At 40.8% G+C, this 19220-nt stretch carries 14 protein-coding genes; 2 read left to right on the forward strand and 12 right to left on the reverse strand.

What is annotated here, in order from left to right; translation table 11 throughout:
* Nucleotides 1-2: 2 nt before the first annotated feature.
* Nucleotides 3-737 carry an ABC transporter ATP-binding protein gene (locus tag SK608_RS07065; protein ID WP_050489924.1) on the reverse strand — a complete coding sequence of 245 codons (735 nt, stop codon included), beginning with the start codon at nt 735-737 and terminating at the stop codon, nt 3-5.
* Between the two features lie 999 nt (nt 738-1736).
* Here SK608_RS07065 and SK608_RS07075 point away from each other — a divergent pair.
* Nucleotides 1737-2645 carry a LysR family transcriptional regulator gene (locus tag SK608_RS07075; protein ID WP_001222592.1) on the forward strand — a complete coding sequence of 303 codons (909 nt, stop codon included), beginning with the start codon at nt 1737-1739 and terminating at the stop codon, nt 2643-2645.
* Nucleotides 2646-2697: 52 nt separating this feature from the next.
* Here the strand turns inward: SK608_RS07075 and SK608_RS07080 are convergent, their stop codons facing one another.
* The 5 genes from SK608_RS07080 to miaA are packed head-to-tail and all read right to left on the reverse strand — an operon-like array spanning nt 2698 to nt 7149.
* Complete coding sequence (locus SK608_RS07080; protein ID WP_033677647.1) at nt 2698-3453, reverse strand: SDR family NAD(P)-dependent oxidoreductase; 756 nt, start codon at nt 3451-3453, stop codon at nt 2698-2700.
* 20 nt (nt 3454-3473) lie between these two features.
* Nucleotides 3474-4403, reverse strand: a complete 930-nt coding sequence (gene rnz, locus SK608_RS07085; RefSeq protein WP_033677650.1) for a ribonuclease Z — start codon at nt 4401-4403, stop codon at nt 3474-3476.
* 14 nt (nt 4404-4417) lie between these two features.
* Nucleotides 4418-5041, reverse strand: a complete 624-nt coding sequence (locus SK608_RS07090) for a cystathionine beta-lyase (protein ID WP_033677652.1) — start codon at nt 5039-5041, stop codon at nt 4418-4420.
* Nucleotides 5034-6272, reverse strand: a complete 1239-nt coding sequence (hflX, locus tag SK608_RS07095; protein ID WP_033677654.1) for a GTPase HflX — start codon at nt 6270-6272, stop codon at nt 5034-5036. Before hflX ends, SK608_RS07090 begins: the two co-directional genes overlap by 8 nt.
* Complete coding sequence (miaA, locus tag SK608_RS07100) at nt 6265-7149, reverse strand: tRNA (adenosine(37)-N6)-dimethylallyltransferase MiaA (RefSeq protein WP_033677656.1); 885 nt, start codon at nt 7147-7149, stop codon at nt 6265-6267. Before miaA ends, hflX begins: the two co-directional genes overlap by 8 nt.
* 120 nt (nt 7150-7269) lie before the next feature.
* Between miaA and SK608_RS07105 the strand changes: the two genes are divergently transcribed.
* Nucleotides 7270-7440, forward strand: coding sequence for a DUF3042 family protein (locus tag SK608_RS07105; RefSeq protein WP_001051777.1), 171 nt, complete (start codon nt 7270-7272; stop codon nt 7438-7440).
* A gap of 49 nt (nt 7441-7489) precedes the next feature.
* Here the strand turns inward: SK608_RS07105 and SK608_RS07110 are convergent, their stop codons facing one another.
* The 6 genes from SK608_RS07110 to SK608_RS07135 all read right to left on the reverse strand — a co-directional run bounded on the left by SK608_RS07110 (nt 7490) and on the right by SK608_RS07135 (nt 19171).
* A complete protein-coding gene (locus SK608_RS07110; RefSeq protein ID WP_033677660.1) occupies nt 7490-8329 on the reverse strand; it encodes a thymidylate synthase in 840 nt (279 codons plus the stop codon).
* Nucleotides 8330-8424: 95 nt separating this feature from the next.
* Nucleotides 8425-9384, reverse strand: coding sequence for an ROK family glucokinase (locus SK608_RS07115; RefSeq protein WP_000078564.1), 960 nt, complete (start codon nt 9382-9384; stop codon nt 8425-8427).
* A gap of 125 nt (nt 9385-9509) precedes the next feature.
* Nucleotides 9510-10655, reverse strand: a complete 1146-nt coding sequence (locus SK608_RS07120) for an Ltp family lipoprotein (RefSeq protein ID WP_033677663.1) — start codon at nt 10653-10655, stop codon at nt 9510-9512.
* Nucleotides 10656-10763: 108 nt separating this feature from the next.
* Nucleotides 10764-12488 (reverse strand): aminodeoxychorismate synthase component I, encoded by a 1725-nt coding sequence (gene pabB / locus SK608_RS07125; protein WP_033677664.1) that lies wholly within the window; start codon nt 12486-12488, stop codon nt 10764-10766.
* A 60-nt stretch (nt 12489-12548) separates the two neighbouring features.
* Nucleotides 12549-18605 (reverse strand): ZmpA/ZmpB/ZmpC family metallo-endopeptidase, encoded by a 6057-nt coding sequence (locus tag SK608_RS07130; RefSeq protein ID WP_033677666.1) that lies wholly within the window; start codon nt 18603-18605, stop codon nt 12549-12551.
* Between the two features lie 2 nt (nt 18606-18607).
* The gene (locus SK608_RS07135; RefSeq protein WP_000659516.1) at nt 18608-19171 is read right to left on the reverse strand and encodes a TIGR01440 family protein; all 564 of its coding nucleotides are present in this window, start codon (nt 19169-19171) and stop codon (nt 18608-18610) included.
* Nucleotides 19172-19220 lie beyond the last annotated feature (49 nt).

Genomic DNA, 19220 nt, shown 5'->3' on the forward strand with positions numbered 1-19220 from the left:
TCCTATCTGGTACGACTGTAAATCTCTTGCAAATACTGTTCATTAGATAAGCTGTTACGTTCCAAATCATCCATAATCTTTCCATCTCTAAGTAGCACCATCCGTGAAGAGTACTTTGCTGCGGCAGGGTCATGCGTAACCAGTAAAATGGTAATACCAAAACTTTTATTGATTTCCTGCAAAAGTGCCATCAGTTTTTCAGAATTGGCAGAGTCCAAGGCTCCTGTCGGCTCATCTGCAATAATCAGTTTGGAATCATCAATCAAGGCTCTAGCAGTTGCCACACGTTGTCGCTGACCACCTGATAACTGATTAGGAAACTTATCTTTTAAGTTCTGGATATTCAACTTATCCAAAATTTCCTCAATCTTATCCTGATGTTTTTTGATAGTTTTCCCCTGAATTTGAAGAGGTAGAACGATATTTTCATAAACTGTCAAGGTTTCCACCAAGTTGTAGGCTTGGAAAATATAGGAAATATTTTTAGCACGATAGTCAGCTAGTTCATTTTCCTTGGCATGGATGATGTCAAAATCTTCAAATCGAATCTCACCTGATGTTGGTTTATCAATCGTTGAAATACAGTTGAGGAGTGTTGTTTTTCCACTACCACTAGCCCCCATAATTGCCAGAAATTCTCCTTTTTCAACAGACAAGTTCACATCTGATAAAGCATGAACAATATTATCCCCTTGACCAAATGTTTTCGTTAATCCTGTCACGATAAGCTGTTTCATCATTTCATTCCTCCGTTTCTTTATGACACTCTCATTATACGGTTTCTTTCAAGGTTTGCCATGAGTATTTTGTGCAATATATTCAAGTAATAAAAAAACCGATGCCTTTTTCAGGTATCGGTTGATGTTGATTATTTGCGATCGTTTCTTTTTTTCATAAAGTAAACAATCCCTATGACAATAACTCCTAAGACCAGTACAGGTGCATAGAATTCTAGTGTTCCAATAATTCCTTCCATTTTATCCTCCTGTCAAAAAATAGAGGTAGTTTTATCCACAGCGCACGTTTGGCGAAATACATTCATAAGAATATGTAAATTACCAACCACAGCGTCCCTGTGCTGTTAATCTAACAGCCGTACCCTACCCAGCAACAGATTTTCCATCCAATTCTTGGCTATTAATTTCCATAATCCAAAGAATCAATCTCAAAGTTATCTTATTTTATTTGTATTTCTCCCCGTAAATATAACACCAAATCAAAATGTTGTCAATGTTTTGTAATAAAACACTAGAATTTTCCTTTTGTTTTATCTAACAGCGAACATTATTTCTCGTACACTCATAGGAATAGGTGAAACACAATCCACAGAGACCTGCTAGTATCAATTTAAAAGCTGTATACCACTAGCTCCTGATTTCCCGAAAAGTTCTTGATTTTCAACCTCGAAACTTAGAGAATCAAACTCTGGACGACTTGTATTTTTAGCCATAAGGTTGCCTCCTTCCTTCTTTTAGATGATCATCTTTACAGTAACTAATATAAACTCTAGTATTGGATAAGTAATGAGTAAATCGTGCAAGTTTCTTATTTTCGAGGAAAATTTTTATAGTTCTCAGTAAAGAAACAACTGAACATTCTCTTGCTCAGCTACTTTTTTACACTATTTCTTAAATTATTTAGAAGTTTCTTCTTAACTACTTTACAGAGACTCACACATCTCCCTGATTTTCCTATCTTCTTTGGCGATTCTGACGCAAGTGTGGTACAATAAAAACATGAGAATTCAACAATTACACTATATTATCAAAATCGTCGAAACTGGCTCCATGAATGAGGCCGCCAAGCAACTCTTTATCACCCAGCCGAGTCTTTCCAATGCTGTGAGAGATTTGGAAAATGAGATGGGAATTGAGATCTTTATCCGCAATCCCAAGGGTATCACCTTGACCCGTGATGGCATGGAGTTTCTCTCCTATGCCCGTCAGGTTGTCGAGCAAACTCAGCTTCTAGAAGAACGCTATAAAAATCCTGTCGCCCACCGTGAACTCTTTAGCGTTTCATCTCAGCACTATGCCTTTGTGGTCAATGCCTTTGTATCGCTACTTAAGAAAAGTGATATGGAAAAGTATGAGCTTTTTCTCCGTGAAACACGAACTTGGGAGATTATCGATGACGTTAAGAATTTCCGTAGTGAAGTTGGTGTCCTCTTTTTAAACAGTTACAACCGAGATGTTTTGACAAAGATGCTAGATGATAACCATCTGCTTGCCCACCATCTCTTTACAGCCCAGCCCCATATCTTTGTCAGTAAGACCAACCCTCTGGCAAAAAAAGACAAGGTGAAACTATCTGATTTAGAAAACTTCCCTTACCTCAGCTATGACCAAGGAACTCACAACTCCTTCTACTTTTCAGAGGAAATCCTTTCCCAAGAGCACCACAAGAAATCCATTGTGGTTAGTGACCGTGCTACCCTCTTTAATCTCTTGATTGGTCTGGACGGTTATACCATTGCGACAGGGATTTTGAACAGCAACCTCAACGGAGACAATATCGTTTCTATCCCACTGGATATTGATGATCCAATTGAGCTGGTCTATATCCAGCATGAAAAAACCAGCCTGTCTAAGATGGGCGAACGCTTTATCGACTATCTACTAGAAGAAGTTCAGTTTGATAGTTGAGAAATGATAAGAACCAATATGTAGGCTACAACAACCTGCACATTGGTTCTTTTTACTTATAATTAAAAGTCTCCCCTGCCAACTTATCAGCTAGCTTGGGAAAGAGGGTATAAAACTTATGGGCTAGGTGTAACAAAACTGGGAGATTGAGTTCTCGTTTGTTTTTTCCTATAATCTTGACAATCTTTTTAGCAACTGCATCTGGTTCTAGCAGGAAGCGGTCAACCGACTTGAGATAAGTTCCATCTGGGTCAGCTTGGTCAAAAAATCCTGTTCGGATTGGTCCTGGATTGACTGTTGTCACATAGACACCGTAGGACATGAGTTCTAGTCGTAGAGCATTTGAAAAACCAATGGCCGCAAACTTGGTCGCTGAGTAAAGACTGGACTTGCCAGTAGCAATCAAACCTGCCATGCTGACGATATTGATAATATGACCTTTTCGACTGTTCTTCATACGGGTCGCAAGGCGTCGAGATAGATTCATCAGGGCAAAGGTATTGACCTCGAACATCTGATGAATATCTTGGTCGGAAATCTGGTCAAATTCCTCAAAAATCCCGTAACCAGCGTTGTTTATCAAGACATCAATCTTGCCATAGCGGAGATAGAGGTCTGCTACCAGAGTTTCTAAGGCTGAATCATCGGTAATATCGATTTCAATCAATTCTGCATGGGGATGGTCTCCGTAGAGTTGGGCTAATTTTTCCTTGTTTCTACCAAGCAAGATGAGTTGGTCATTTGGCAAGAGTTTGACCATCTCTTGTGCTAGGCTACCGCTAGCTCCAGTAATGAGAATAGTAGGCATACTTATCCTTTCTGTGACTGCTAGATTTCCACTTCTTCCAAGTCTTTGACGACATGGACATTTTCAAACACACTAGCCGCATCTTTCTTGAGCTTGCTGATATCTTTTGAGAGGAAACGAGCACTGATGTGGTTTAGTAAGAGGCGTTTGGCACCTGCTTCTACTGCAACCTGTGCTGCCTGCATATTGGTTGAGTGACCATGATTTCGAGCTATCTTTTCATCACCCTTGCCATAAGTCGATTCATGGACAAGGACATCGGCATTGACAGCCAGACGCACACTGGCATCGGTTTTTCGAGTATCACCCAGAATAGTGATAATCTTACCAGGACGTGGAGCTGAGATATAGTCTGCTGCCTTGATTTCAGTTCCGTCTTCCAAAACAACATTCTGGCCGTTCTTGATTTTCCCAAAAAGTGGGCCAAATGGGACGCCAGCAGCCTTAAGCTTTTCAGCATCCAAGGTACCTTCTAGGTCCTTTTGCATGACACGATAGCCAACGCAGAAAATTGTGTGGTCCAGCTCCTCTGCATACACAGTGAATTTATCGGTCTCAAGGATTTTTCCTAAAGAATCTTGGTCAAACTCATGAAAATGAATACGGTAAGGCAGGCGCGAACCTGACACACGAAGGCTGGTTAAGACAAATGACTTAATCCCTTGCGGTCCATAGATTTCCAAATCTGTCTGCTCTTCATTAGCCTGAAAAGCACGACTAGAAAGGAAACCTGGCAAGCCAAAGATGTGGTCTCCATGCAGGTGAGTGATAAAAATTTTGCTGACCTTGCGTGGTCGAATTGTGGTTTCAAGAATGCGATTTTGCGTACCTTCTCCACAGTCAAAGAGCCAGACTTCGTTAATCTCGTCCAAGAGTTTCAGGGCGAGACTTGAAACGTTGCGGGCTTTAGAGGGCTGACCAGCCCCCGTTCCTAAAAATTGAATATCCATTCGATACTTTCTAATTAATCAATATATAACATGGCTGTGCGGTTTTCCGATCGGAAATAGCGCTTGCCAGAAAAAGCTGTAGCTTCTTGTAATAACTCCTCTTGGCTGTAACCTTTAAGACACTTGCGACCATCAGCCAAACTTTCCAAATCTGTCAAAGCTGTAAGATTTTCCACGCTCACAACTTCTTCTTCCCCGACAGCCTTCATATAAATCTTGCCAGACTCCTCAAAGACTAGCTGATGGGGAAAAATTTGCGCAATTTCAAAGAGCAAGTCATCCGAAATCTTCTCTTCATTTTCAGAGAAAATCCGACCAAGACCCTCACTCTCATAACAAAAACCAAAGGATTTACCAGACAGATTAAGCCGAATAAAAGGCTTGTTTTCTAGGGTGAAACTTGGCTCATCATTGTAGAGATTCAGTTCCTGACTGAGTTCCGCAAAATAATCCGTCGCTGCTTGAGGACTCTTTTTCTGGTAGAGTTCTGCAAAGTAAGCATTGACCACGCTGGGCGGAGGTGTGATCAGTGCCAACTGCTCCTGCTCTGTCTTGCCAGTTAGAAGCTGATCTAGATAGACCTTGTCCAGACTTGTATAGCCCCCATATTTTAGAGCTAATGTTTTGATATCAGTCATAAAATTCTTCTAACCTCCATTTGTTTTTCTCAGAAATGTAGCCTGTAATCACTTCGCCATCCTCCTGATAGTCACGCTCTTCCAAAATCGCAACACTTTCTAAATCATGAATCTTGTAGGACTTGGAAAAAGGCACGCGCAGGGTAAAGACTTCAAAAATATCCTTGATTTTCTCTAAAAACAAAGCCTGCAAATTTTCACGACTATTCTCAGACTTGGCAGAAATGAGGGCATAAGGCGTTTGGGTAGGCGTGAAATCCTCCACCAAATCCGCTTTATTATAAAGGGTCAAGCGAGGAATATCTTCCATGTCCAGGTCTTTCATGATGGACAGGACTGTTTTTTCATGCTCCTCGTGGTAAGGATTGCTGGCATCGATAACATGAACCAGAAGGTCCACATGCTTGCTTTCTTCCAAGGTTGACTTAAAACTGGACACCAACTCTGTCGGCAAATCTTGGATAAAGCCCACGGTATCTGTCAAAGTTACTTGAAGATTGCCCCCCAGATGGATACTCTTAGTCGTCGCGTCCAGAGTTGCAAAGAGCTCGTCCGCTTCATACTGGATCTTACTGGTCAAGGTGTTCATGATAGTTGACTTCCCAGCATTGGTATAACCAATCAAACCAATCTTAAAGGTGCTGGACTCCAGACGTTTTTCTCTGACAGTCGCCCGATTTTTCTCAACCACCTTGAGCTGGCGCTCGATATCCGTGATTTGGTTGCGAACGCTACGACGGTTCAATTCCAGCTGGCTTTCACCAGGTCCACGGGAACCAATTCCCCCTGCCTGACGGCTGAGCATAATCCCCTGACCAACCAAGCGAGGCAGGAGATATTTGAGTTGTGCTAGGTGGACTTGTAGCTTGCCTTCGTGACTTCGAGCTCTCATGGCAAAGATATCCAAAATCAACTGCATACGGTCAATAACCTTAACACCGAGAACTTCTTCTAAATTGACATTTTGCCTTGGCGTCAGACGGTTGTTGACGATGACAGTGGTAATTTCTTCTGCATCCACCATGAGCGCAATTTCTTCTAACTTACCTGAACCGACGAAGGTCTTGGAGTCATACTTTTCACGTTTCTGTCTGTAGCTATCGACTACGACTGCCCCAGCTGTCTTGGCTAGACTGGCCAACTCTTCCATGGAGAGGTCAAAATTGTCCATGCCTTGCAATTCCACACCGATAAGCAGAACTCGCTCCTCTTTTTTCTCCGTATCAATCATCTAAAAACTCCTCAATCTGGCTAAAAATGCGGTCTTGCACACCAGATTCTCCAATCTGATAAAAGGTGACCTGCATGCGATTACGGAACCAGGTCAGCTGACGCTTGGCAAAACGACGAGTCGCCTGTTTAAGACTCTCACTAGCTTCCTCTAAAGTCTGCTCTCCACGAAAATATGGAAAAAGTTCCTTGTAACCAATCCCTTTAGCAGCCTGCACATTAGGGTAATGATCAAAGAGCCACTTAGCCTCATCCAAAAGCCCAGCCTCAAACATTAGATCTACTCGGCGATTGATACGCTCATAAAGCTGACTACGCTCATCATCCAAGCAGATAATCAGCGGTTCATACAAGGTCTCTTGATTTTCCAAATCCTGACCAAAATGGGCAATTTCCAAGGCACGCATAGCACGACGACGATTAAACTGGGGAATCTCAAGGCCTGCTTGGTCCACAAGATGAGCTAGTTCCTCATCTGTATAAGGCTCCAAACTAGCTCGATAAGCTAAAATCTCTTCATGGGGAGTCTCCCCACCTAGGTGGTAACCTTCAAGCAAGCTCTGGATATAAAGTCCAGTCCCACCGGCTATAATGGCTAGCTTGCCACGGCTGTGAATATCCTCAATAGCCATCTTAGCTTCTGAAACAAAATCAAAAGCCGAGTAAGACTCGGTTACCTCTCTAACATCGATTAAATGATGAGGAACAGCTGCCTGCTCTTCTGGACTAGCCTTGGCCGTCCCAATATCAAGTCCTCGATAGACTTGCTGGCTATCTCCACTAACCACTTCGCCATTAAAACGCTTGGCCACTTCAATGGCAAGGGCTGTTTTTCCAACAGCAGTCGGTCCAACAATCACAATTATTTTTGTTTTCATCTTTTTTCCTTGAAAAATTCCCATTTTTTCGTTACTATTATTATAACACAAAAAGGTCAGTCAGAAAAATGTGACCTCTTGAAGAGGCTGACTGATTGAGAATATAAAGGAGGAAGACTCATGGCTAAAGGATTCGCTAAAGGTCTTGTAACAGGTGTCGCAGGAACTGTCGCTGCACTTGCAGGCGCGGTATACGCATTTAAAAAGAAAGTAATCGAACCAGAAGAGCAAAAAGCAGCTTTCATCGAAGAAAACCGTAAAAAAGCAGCTCGTCGTCGCGTATCACGTTAAGAAACAAAAGAAGTTGGGATTTATTTCTCAACTTCTTTTTTCTATTCTTTTAAATAGCCAGGTCAAACTTCAACTGTGGCTTGACAGGGTCATAATCCACCAACTCAAAATCTTCTGCTTTAATATCAAAGAAATTGGTCTTATCTGGCACATTCAAGACCAAACGTGGTTGGCAGTTTGACGGCTCCCGACGGAGCAATTCTTGAGCTTGTTCAAATTGATTGTCATAGATATGGAGGTTGTTGATAAAGTAGAAGAACTTCCCAACCTTCCAGCCAAAATGCTTGGCAATCATCATTTGGAGAGCCACGTACTGCATAGCATTGATGTGGTGGGCCACTAACATGTCATTCGAACGCTGAGTTAAGGTTGCATCCAGATAGATTTCTCCATCTACACGGCGGACATCAAACATTGTCTGAAAGGCACATGGGAGTAGCCCATCTGTTTCTTCGAAAGCTTGGTAATCCCAGAGCGAAATGATATTGCGACGGTTCCAAGGGTTGGCTTCCAACTGCTTGAGAAGCTTATTGATGATATCGTGTTTCTTAACAACGGCACCATAGCGCTCACCAATGGTTCCAGTATCACCCACTTCCCAGTCATTCCAGTAGTGAACATTGTACTTGTCATTGAGCACTTCTAAGCTATTTGACTGGTCTTGGTAGATCCAGAGAACTTCTTTGATAGCTGATTTGATGGCAATAGGACGCAAGGTTGTGATGGGGAATTCCCCTTTTGCCAAGTCATACTCTGCAAAGGCACCCGTTACGTACTTAGAGTTAGCAACTGTCCCATCCTTATACTTAGGACGTGCTTGCTCTGAAAAGACACCATCTTTGAGGATTCGTTCAATATTCTCTTTAAAAATCGTATCTGCTTTTGTCATTCTCTCACCTCATTTATTGTCCTAACTAGTATAGCATAAAAAAAGAAAGGAGGAAAATCACTCGCTTCTGGAAAGCAATTTTCTCCTTTTTTATTTTACTGCAATACAAGTGATGCTGCTCCGATAACCCCAGCGTCGTTTCCTAGAGTTGCAAGAGCCAATTTTGTGGATGTACGTACTTGTGGGAAAGTATTTTCATCGTAGACTTTTTGAACACCTTGTAGAAGGAATTCTCCTGCAGCTGACACACCGCCACCGATAACGATTGTTGATGGGTTTAGGATTGAACCGATATTAGCACAAGCGATTCCCAAGTAACGTGAGAAGTTACGGTAAACAATCAAAGCAAGGTCGTCTCCTTCTTTTGCAAGGTCAAAGACAGTCTTAGCAGTTACTTCTTCTCCGTTATCAATCAAGCGTTTCAAAGCTGCATCGCCTTCGTATTCATCCGCATAACGACGAGTCAAGTTAACAATCCCTGTTGCTGAAGCAACTGTCTCAAGGCAACCTTTCTTACCGCAAGTACATGCGATTGGTTGGTCAAAGTCAACAGTGATGTGACCAAGCTCACCTGCTGCACCAGCAACACCGTGAAGCAATTTGCCTTCTGCAACGATACCCCCACCAACACCAGTACCGAGTGTCATAAAGACAACGTCTGGTTGGTTATCACCAGCACCCATCCAACGTTCACCAAGAGCTGCTACGTTGGCATCATTATCGATGAAAAATGGAATGCCCAAAGCTTTTTCAATCTTTTCTTTGATTGGTTGAAGGGTTTTCCAGTTGAGGTTGTAGGCACCAATAACTGTTCCTTTTTCACGGTCAACCACACCTGGTGATCCCATTCCAATTCCTTGGAAGTCCGCTGCTACCAATCCAAGCAAGTCCAAACGGTGTTGAATAGACTCAATCATATCATCTACGATATGACTTCCCTCATCCAAAATGTTGGTCTTGATAGACCATTTTTCTTGGATTTCTCCTGCTGTTGTTAAGATTGCAAATTTGATAGAAGTTCCACCAAGGTCAATCCCAATAATCTTTTGACTCATCATATTCTCCTTTTTTATTATGAATTAATTGAAAATGCTTACAGTACTAGTATAACAAAATTCACTCATTTATGCAAAGGTTTGCGTGAATGAATTATAAGGAATTTTTCGCCTACCAGTATCTGTTAGTCATCTAAATGATTAATTGCATAATTAGCTTCTTCCTCTGTAAAGCCATCTATAGAAGAGGTCAATTGGTTGATGAGACGAGACTTAGACATATTAAATAATTTTCTATAGTTTTTAGCATTAAATAAGGCATTATATTTATAATCGGCTTCTAAATGATCAACCGCATATTGAGCTGCATCATTTGAAAATTTATCAAAATCAGAAGTTAATTGTCTATACATACGTTTTTTTGACATGTGGAATAACGAATTATAACTTTTTGCCTTTCCTAAAGCAGCAGAATATTCACTATTGCTATCATTACTAGAAGAAGCTGTACTTGCTTGACCTTCCTTCCAAACTCCGTCAGCGCCAACATAATAACGTCCACCATCAACCCATTCATTGACAGCCATTTTACCATTCGATTTTAAATAATAATTTCCTTGCCATGTACTATAAGCATAAGATCCATCTGATTTCAAGTAATACCAAGCTTGATAGGTAGCATCATAAACCCATTCACCTTTAGCCATTTTACCATCCGATTTCAAATAGTAGTTCCCTTGCCAAGCATTGCGAGCATAAGATCCATCTGATTTCAAGTAATACCAAGCTTGATAGGTAGCATCATAAACCCATTCGCCTTTAGCCATTTTACCGTTTGATTTAAGGTAGTAAGCTCCTTGCCATGTACTGTAAGCATAAGATCCATCTGATTTCAAGTAATACCAAGCTTGATAAGAATCATCATAAATCCATTCGCTCTGGGCCATTTTTCCGTCTGCTTTCAGATAATAACTTCCTTGCCAAGTATTTTTCACTGGATTTCCATTTCCATCAAAATAGTACCAAGCACCGTCCTGCTTAACCCAACCACTTGTTGTAGATGAAGTTGTGTTGGTTTGAGCCGCAGTTGCTTGTTTTGCTTTAAAGGCACCCTTAGGAGCATTTTTCAATTCGCAAGCCACACCATCATGATCGCGGTCTAACTTGGCAGAATAACCAGGATCCCCCTCATGAAGATCCGAATAGCCATTAGCCCAAGCTTCCTTACAACTAGAAAAATGAATGTTTTCTTCCGCTAAAACTGGTTGTGAAAACAAGGCTAAAACTGGCAATGTAGCCAGACTCATTTTTAAAAATAGACGTTTGTTCATCTTTTTCTCCCATAATTATGATATCGATTTCATGTTTATTTTATCAGATTTATTTCTTCAATTCAAGGAAAAATCAATCCTAGTTCTTATAACTTTTCATTACAATTCTTATTTTTGTTTTTGAATAAATAACTCATACAAGCCTCTCACTGCATTACAGCCGTAAATATCTTCTGCTTGGACTAAGTCTTTTAAGGTCAAAACTTTCTCTTCTACCTCTCCTGTTTCCAGCAAATGCTGACGGTAAATTCCTGGCAAGATTCCAAGTCGGATAGGCGGTGTGTAGAGTTTCCCATTAATTTTTAAGACCAGATTTCCAATAGAGGTTTCAAGAAGTTCTCCAGACTTATTGTGGTAAATCTTCTCTTGTTCTCCTAAACTCAAGTGTGGTCTATGAGTTGTCTTAAAGTAGGTAAAGGCATGTTGCAAATTGGCTTCCTGCAGGCAAAGTTTGGCTTTGCAGAAGGTCGGACTGAAAGGTTCCAATACTTGACGATTGACTTCTATCTCTCCAGATTTGCTAATGCTGATTCGCAAGCGGTAATCTTGATTAGCATCACAAGTCTGACACTCTGCTTCAATCTTTTGTCTCAAAATTTCTGGGTCAAAAGGAAAGGCAAAATATCGACTAGCTTTTCTCAGTCTTTCCAGATGTTGTTCTTCAAACAGCAAGTTCTTCTGGCTGATTTTCCCTGTAGTAATCAGTTTGAAACGAGCTTGTTTACGATAGAGAACAGCTGCCTTTTGATGAACCTCTCGGTATTCAGATTCCCAAGTGCTATCCCAAGTAATGCCACCACCCACTCCATATATGGCTTTTTCTTGATGCAATTGAATGGTACGAATGGCGACATTGAAAATCCGTTGCCCATGTGGAAGCAGGAGACCAATCGTTCCACAGTAGACTCCTCTGGGTTGTGGTTCCAAGTCCTTAATGATTTCCATAGTCGCAATTTTTGGAGCGCCCGTTATGGAACCACAAGGAAAGAGTGAGCGGAAGATTTCAACAAGATCAACATCCTCTCGCAACCGACTCTTGATGGTCGAAGTCATCTGCCAAACAGTAGAATACTGTTCTACCTGACACAGACGCTCCACGTGCTCACTTCCCACTTCAGAAATACGGTTCATATCATTGCGCAAGAGGTCCACGATCATCATATTTTCAGAGCGATTTTTAGGATCCTGCTCCAACCAGCTAGCCTGTTCTAAATCTTCTTGGTCAGTCATGCCACGCTGAGTCGTTCCCTTCATTGGTCGCGTTGTCAACTCGCGGTCATTTTGCTCAAAAAAGAGTTCTGGACTCATGGAAATCACTGCCATCTCATCGTGTTCTACATAGGCATTGTAGCCCGCCTCCTGCTCTACCACCATACGATTGTAGATGGCAAAAGGATTGGCAGACAACTCCTGCTTGAGTTGGACGGTGTAGTTGACCTGATAGGTGTCTCCCTGGCGTAAATGATGGTGAATCTGAGCAATCGCCTTTTCATAGTCCTCTGCAGACGTTACTTCCTGCCAATTTGAAGGCAAATCAACCTCATCATAAGTCAGAGGAATAGGGGAAGTTTCTACGCTATCATGAACAGTAAAGTAAATCAGGTACTCTCCCAGTAGGGGAGCCTTGTGAACTGCTAATTTCTCCTCAAAAGCAGGTGCAGCCTCGTAGCTGACATAGCCCACCACATAGTAGCCCTGCTCTTGGTAGCTTTCCACTTGTGCCAGCAAGGCTGTTACTTCCGCTAAATCTCTGGTTTTTAACTCTTTGATAGGCTGGGTAAAGGTGTATCTCTCCCCCAAAGCCCTAAAATCAATCACTGTTTTTCTATGCATACCTTAAGTATAGCACAAAATAAGAAAACCCTCATCCGCAAAGCAGATGAGAGATTTCAATTATTTAAAGATTGAAGTTTTAAAGCTATTTGTTTGTTGAAGAAGTTTCTTGAAGATTTTCTCTTTAAGTGATACAGTATTATCAAATTTAACTGATCCATTTTTAAGAGTAGCTTTATCTTTATCAACAGCTGCAGCAAATGCATTCTTCAAGTCATCGTAGCTACTGTATGTAGTGCCGTCAATTGTAACTGGATTAAATCCTGCTTTCGCTTTATCAACAACTTCTTTGAAGTATTCTTTCTTCCAATCTTCTAGAGTATTAAATTTACCATCAGAAACTTTCTTAATGATAAAGTCATCACCTAGAGTAGCATGACCAGCCTGTTTAGACTCATTTTTCAGCATGTTAGAAGCGTAGTTTAAGAAGCCTTTTTCATATCCAAAGTAACCCCACATACGGAATGTGTTATGTTTGAATGACATAGAGCCTGGAGCTCCTTCACTTGTATTACCACCATAGATACCAGCAGTGATAGGCACCGTTACATAGGCAGAGCCAAATCCAGTTGGGTCATAAGTACCATTACCAGGACCGTGTTTGGTCATGAAGTTCTTATCTACTAGGTCGTTAACAGAAGTTAAGTTATATTCTTTTTCTTCTGCATTCAAATCACGAACCTCATCGTATTGGTTCTTCGTATTAGCGTTACGTAATTTCTTAGCAACTTTCTTGAACCAAGCGTTGTTTAGTTCTTTGCTGCCTTTATCAAGAACGGCTTCTCCTTCAAGGTAATCAAGAAGCATTAGAGTATCGTTGAAACCTTTCATGTAATGATCGATTTCAGCGCGAGATGTAAGGTCATTTGGATTTGTGTTATACCATTGATTTCCGTCATTTGGACGTTCGTATGCCATGTTTAATCCAAGTGCTTTGAAGTCACCGTTTGGACTTGTTTCAGCAGGAGATTGCAACATACCTTGTGCAAATGCTTCTAGGTCAGTACCTTCACGGTGTCTTGAACCACCTAAGTAAACCATACGGTCATTTACGTGAGTCGTTTCGTGAGTGAAGGCTGAGATACCAAAGTCACTAATCATATCAGTAACCATGAAGAAGACTGAATCATCCTTATAAGGGTTACCGTAAATACGAGCTACAGCTCCCATACGCCAGTCAGTTGCATGATAACGACCTGTTGGTCCGTATAATTCACGGATAGGCGCTACATCCTTACCACTATTCGTATGTCCGTATTTATCTGTGCTGATTCCTTTATAGTTTTGATTATCTAACACAGGAGTTGGTACCATGTTATTGCTCTTAAGCAGCTGGTTGCGAACTTTATCCAATGATAGACGAGACCAGAAATCTAGGTAATTTTGTTGACCTTTAGCAACTTTATTGATTTCAGCTTTGAACGCTTCACGTTCGGCTTCAGTATTCTTACCGTATTTTTCAAATGAACTGTAAGCCATAGTGTTATATGTTGAGATTAAGAACATGTGGGCATCTTTTAAGTTTAATAGAGGAAGAATCATCTTACCGTGAACATCATTATTTAATCCTTCGTATGCTCTGTGTTTCTTATCAGCAAATTCAGGAGTTGTTGTTTTTGGTTCGACAATATATACATTATCTTTAGTAGCTTTTATGAACCAATCGTTTAAGTCTGTATCACTTGTGAATAGACGCATATTATAGTCTAAGAAACTGTTTAACTCGCCTATACCGATAACTCCACCGATCGTTTCGCGATAAGCTTCTAAAGTTCTATCACCTTTAATGTTACTTTCTTTAGAACCAACCTTAATCAAGAAGTCTAACACATTAACATTCTTACCATAGAAGTCAGGTTTGAATAGCATTAATTCTTTAATATTAAAGTCATCGAATTTAACTCCGTAGTAACGGTTGAGGTAAGACAAACCAAGAAGAACTGCGGCCTTATTGTCATCAATTTTCTTAATCAAGGCACGTTTTGCAGCTTCATCAGTGTTAAGCTGGTGATCTTCATTTTCTACTAACTTCGTAACGAATTGAGTAAGATTATCTTTCACATACTTGAAGCTTTCTTCTAGGTACAAGTCCTTAATTGCATTGACTTTGTTGCCACCAGTTCTACCCAAATGTTGGTAAATCGGGTCAGATTGCAATTCAACTGGACTTAATTTGCTTTCAATAGCACTGATTAAGTCAGCACGATCTTTAACAACCATGTTTGGTGTGTACACAACTTCACCGAGCTCAGCAACACTATACTCTTTTACTTGCTTAACTTGAGAGTCCTTAGGAGAAATCGTAAAGATATCTTTTGTCTTATCCGCGTAGTGAACCATAATATGGTCGGCATCTGTAAGGTCTGTGACAAAGTCATTGCCTTTCATTGCAGTTACAGACAATACTTCTTTAGTCATTAATGGACTATCAGCGGCTAATTTATTTCCTTGATTTACAATCCATTCTTTGTTGTAGAACGGTTGAAGTTTTTCAACATTACGATAAGCAAGTTCACGAGATGCATCATAGTCATCAATATTTTTGTATTGATCAGCTTTACTTACAATATTGTTCAGTTTGTCTTCAATAGGAAGTGTGCTTTCGAATTTATCAGCAGTGATTCCCATTTTAGCAATTAATTCATCAGCTTTTTCTTTAGTTATGCTAGGAATTTTTTTAGAATTTTTATAAGTTGTTTTACCTTCACTTACACCCTCAACACTGTAGTTGCGCTTCGTTCTAGAGTATGTAAAGTAATCATCAGCATCAATATCAGAATGACCAAAGACCATTTCACCAGTCTTAACTTTCATCATAGTGATGTTGTCTTCTATAGCCCCTAGTGCCCAGTTAGTCCCTAACAATCCACCAGACATAACGGCTTCTTTGAGTTCAATAGAGCCTTTTGCTACAGAGTTTCGAAGAGTACCTTCTTTACCTAAAGTATTGTTGTTACCACCGTTTTGAGATGAATATACAATTCCGGCAGCCTTAGCTTTGTTACCTGTGATTTCAGCATCAACATAAGCTTTTTCTACAATACCTTTCCAGTTCTCACCGACAATACCTGTTAAGTAACCACCTCGATTTCCAGCAGCGTGTACTTTACCGATAAATGCAACGTTACTTAATTTTCCACTACCATCAATTTTATTGATAACACCAGATACATCATTATTACCAACAACGTTACCTGTTACTTTAATGTTTTCTACAGTAGCATTATTTTTGATAACATTTGCTATCGGTGCAATCCTATCAGTCCCTGACATGTCGATATTTACATTTTCAAGTAGTAAATCTTTAACAGTACCACCGACAATATCACCGAATAAAGGTCTGTTCATATTACTAATGGTAAATTTATTACCGTCAGTGCTTGTTAATGTTCCTTTAAAAGCATTAGTAACATAAGATTTTCCTGCTGGTTTAACGTTAGCAGCATTGATATTGCTACCAAGCTTAAATGTGCCAGTCGGGTCTTTTTGCATAGCTTTTACAAGGTCGTCAAAGCTATAATATACATCACCTTCGTGTGTTTTTTGTTTTTCAAAGTAATGAACATACTCTTCGTTCAGTGTGTTGTCAGCATTCCGTTGAACTAAGTCTGGTGCTTTGGCAGTAACTTTATATAAAGTTTTTCCGTCTTTTTCTACTTCTTCAATCTTGTCAACAGCAAGTCGTGTAACCTTGTTGTCGTGAGTGGTCACTCGTAGATAAAGTGGGGCAACATCAGCTGGTTTTTCTGTAAGCAAACTAGTATCTGTTTCATTACCGTCAGCGTCCACACTCATCAAGCTTGTTTCTTTGATATTTTTGATTTCAACTTTTTTGAGGTCAATTCTTAGAGGTTCTTCATTCAGAACTACTTCCTCATCGCCTTCACCACGGTCATAAACCATCTTAGTTTCAATCTTATAATCTTTGTAGTATTGCAAATCTGTCAGGCTAGCTGTTAAGTTGTCAGGTGAAACATTCAATGTTTTCACAATCTCATCACCTTTTTTCAAAGTTAAGGTGATAGATTTAATGGCCGCCTTGCTTGGATTTTCTAGACTGTATTTAACATCTGAAGTACGTTTCAAATCCTTAGGTTCAACTGCAGTGAGGGTCAATACTGGTTTTTCAAAGGTCTTGGTACCACGTTTCAAAATTCGGTCTTGAGGTGCCTCAAGGATTTCCTCTGTAACTTTTGGAGCATCCTCTGTTTTAACTCCTTTGATGGTGTTAAAGGTCTCGGTGATTTTTTTCTGACCTTCTTTACCTTCTTGAGCTACAACTTCTAAGCCTTTTTTCAGTTGAGCATCTTCTTCAACTTTTTCCTTAAATGGAATCTTTTCAATACTTTCTTCTACCAGAGTTCCTTCAATTGATTTTGTTCCACGACTTACCTGTTGATTTATAGGCTCCTTGGTCACTTCCGTACTAGTTGAAAGAACTTGGTCAGTTTTGACACCTTCTACCGTTTTATAGGTTGTTTTTGTAACTTGACTTCCTTTTTCACCATTTCGTAGGACAGTTTCTTCGTCTGTATACTTAGTTGGATCCTCAGTCGTTTCAGTTTTGTAGTCAATTTCTGTAGTTGATTCTTCAACAAGGGTTCCCTCAGTCACCTTATACTCAGGTAATTGATCTTGAACAAGTGCTTGACCTTCTTTACCTGCCTCTTGGGTTCCTTTAGACTCTACTATAGCTTCTGGTAGTTCCGGTTGTGTTAGAGCTTGACCTTCCTTACCTGCCTCTTGAGTTCCTTTAGACTCTACTATAGCTTCTGGTAGTTCCGGTTGCGTTAAGGCTTGTCCTTCCTTACCTACCTCTTGAGTTCCTTTAGACTCTACTATAGCTTCTGGTAGTTCCGGTTGCGTTAAAGATTGACCTTCCTTACCTGCCTCTTGAGTTCCTTTAGACTCTACGGTAGCTTCTGGCAATTCTGGATGTGTTAGTGCTTGACCTTCTTTGCCTGCCTCTTGGGTTCCTTTAGACTCTACGGTAGCTTCTGGCAATTCTGGATGTGTTAGTGCTTGACCTTCTTTGCCTGCCTCTTGCGTCCCTTTAGCTACTTGGTGGCTTGGTTCAGTTTGTGGTACTGGAGTTGGGGCAGGTTGCACCTCTTTCTTAGTTCCGACTGCAATGACTTGCGACACAGGATTTTGAACCACTTGGTCTTCAATGACTTCTCTAACTTCTTGACCATTGACCATCGATACTTTAGTTACAAGACGACGCTGACCCTTTACTCCTGCTGTGACGATACGAGTCTGTCCTTCTGCTAGATTCGCATCTGGGCTTGTGACCGTTTCAAACGGAATCTCCACCAAGCTCTCTTCCTGTCTAACCTGAGGCTTCTCAGAAACTGGTTTTGCTTCAACCGCAGGAGCAACTGGATTCTCTACTACAGGTTTTTCGATGACAGTTTCTGGAGTGACAGCAGGTCTTTCTTGAACGACTTCAGTTTTCTCGATTTCTTTTGAACTTTGCTTTTCTACTGGCAACTGAGGATGGTCAACTGAAGCTGGTCTTGATGGATGGAGTTCCGCTTCCTTAAAGTATCCAATATACTCATAGCCATCAATGTGGATAATCCCTTCAGCCAAGCCTTCATGTGTAGAGGCTGAAATAGTTTGGTTATAAGAAAGCAATTCTTTATTTTCAAATGCAAATGTCCCATAAGGTACAAAGGTACTAGCTCCTAAAGAACCAATCAAGAGAACACCTAGAACTTCTCTACGACCTTTTTTAGACACCAAAAAGACTGCTAGAGAAGCCGTTGCCAAGCCAAGACCTGCTAGGGCTAGCTCCTTACTTCCGGTATAGGGAAGTTGTTGACTGTTAGTTGCCTTCTTACGATAAACTACATAAAGAATATCATCATCTTGAAATTCTGTAGGAACCTCATGGTGAATCAGGGTTTTTTCAGACTCGGTCAATTCCTGCTCCGCCAAATAACGGTAATGAACACTATGAGCACTGCCAACTTCATTGGCTTGAACCTTATCTACTGAAAGGGCACTGGCTCCAAAAAGGAAGGCTCCGATGGCTACAGGACCTACCCCAACAGTTAGCTTACGAATCGAATATTTGGTGATTTTTTCTAGTTGTTGTTTTGTTTTTCTCATTCTCACGACTTTCTAATAGAATCTTGTGGATAGTGCGCACGCGCACCTCCAATTAATTTTGGACGACTAGCCAGCGCCGTTACGTGGGCATGACCAATTTCTCTCAAAAGAGGGCGAATCGGAACCTGAACATGCTTAACATGCATGCCAATTGCAGTGTCTCCGATATCCAATCCAGCATGGGCCTTGATAAATTCAACCTCAACTGGATCCTTCATAAACTTGAAGGCTGCCAACTGACCTGAACCTCCTGCATGAAGGGTAGGAAGGACACTGACGATTTCCAGACCAAACTGCTCTGCCACCTGACGTTCAACGACGAGGGCCCGATTGACATGTTCACAACCTTGAACAGCTAGATGAATTCCTTTTTCCTCTAAGATATCTAGGATGGTCTTCACAATGATTTCCCCAATTTCTTGGCTGGATTCCTTGCCAATCTGACCACCTATCACTTCACTAGAAGAAAGGCCCAAAACAAAGATGGATCCCTGCTTCAAATTGGCCTTTTCCAATACATCTTTTACAATCTGGCTTGTTTCTCTTTGAATGTCTTTTTCCTTCATACTTGATACCTCTTTTGTCATTATCTATCATATCGTTTTTTCTACTTTT

It is taken from the genome of Streptococcus mitis subsp. hohhotensis (assembly GCF_000722775.1).
Lineage (GTDB): Bacteria > Bacillota > Bacilli > Lactobacillales > Streptococcaceae > Streptococcus > Streptococcus carlssonii.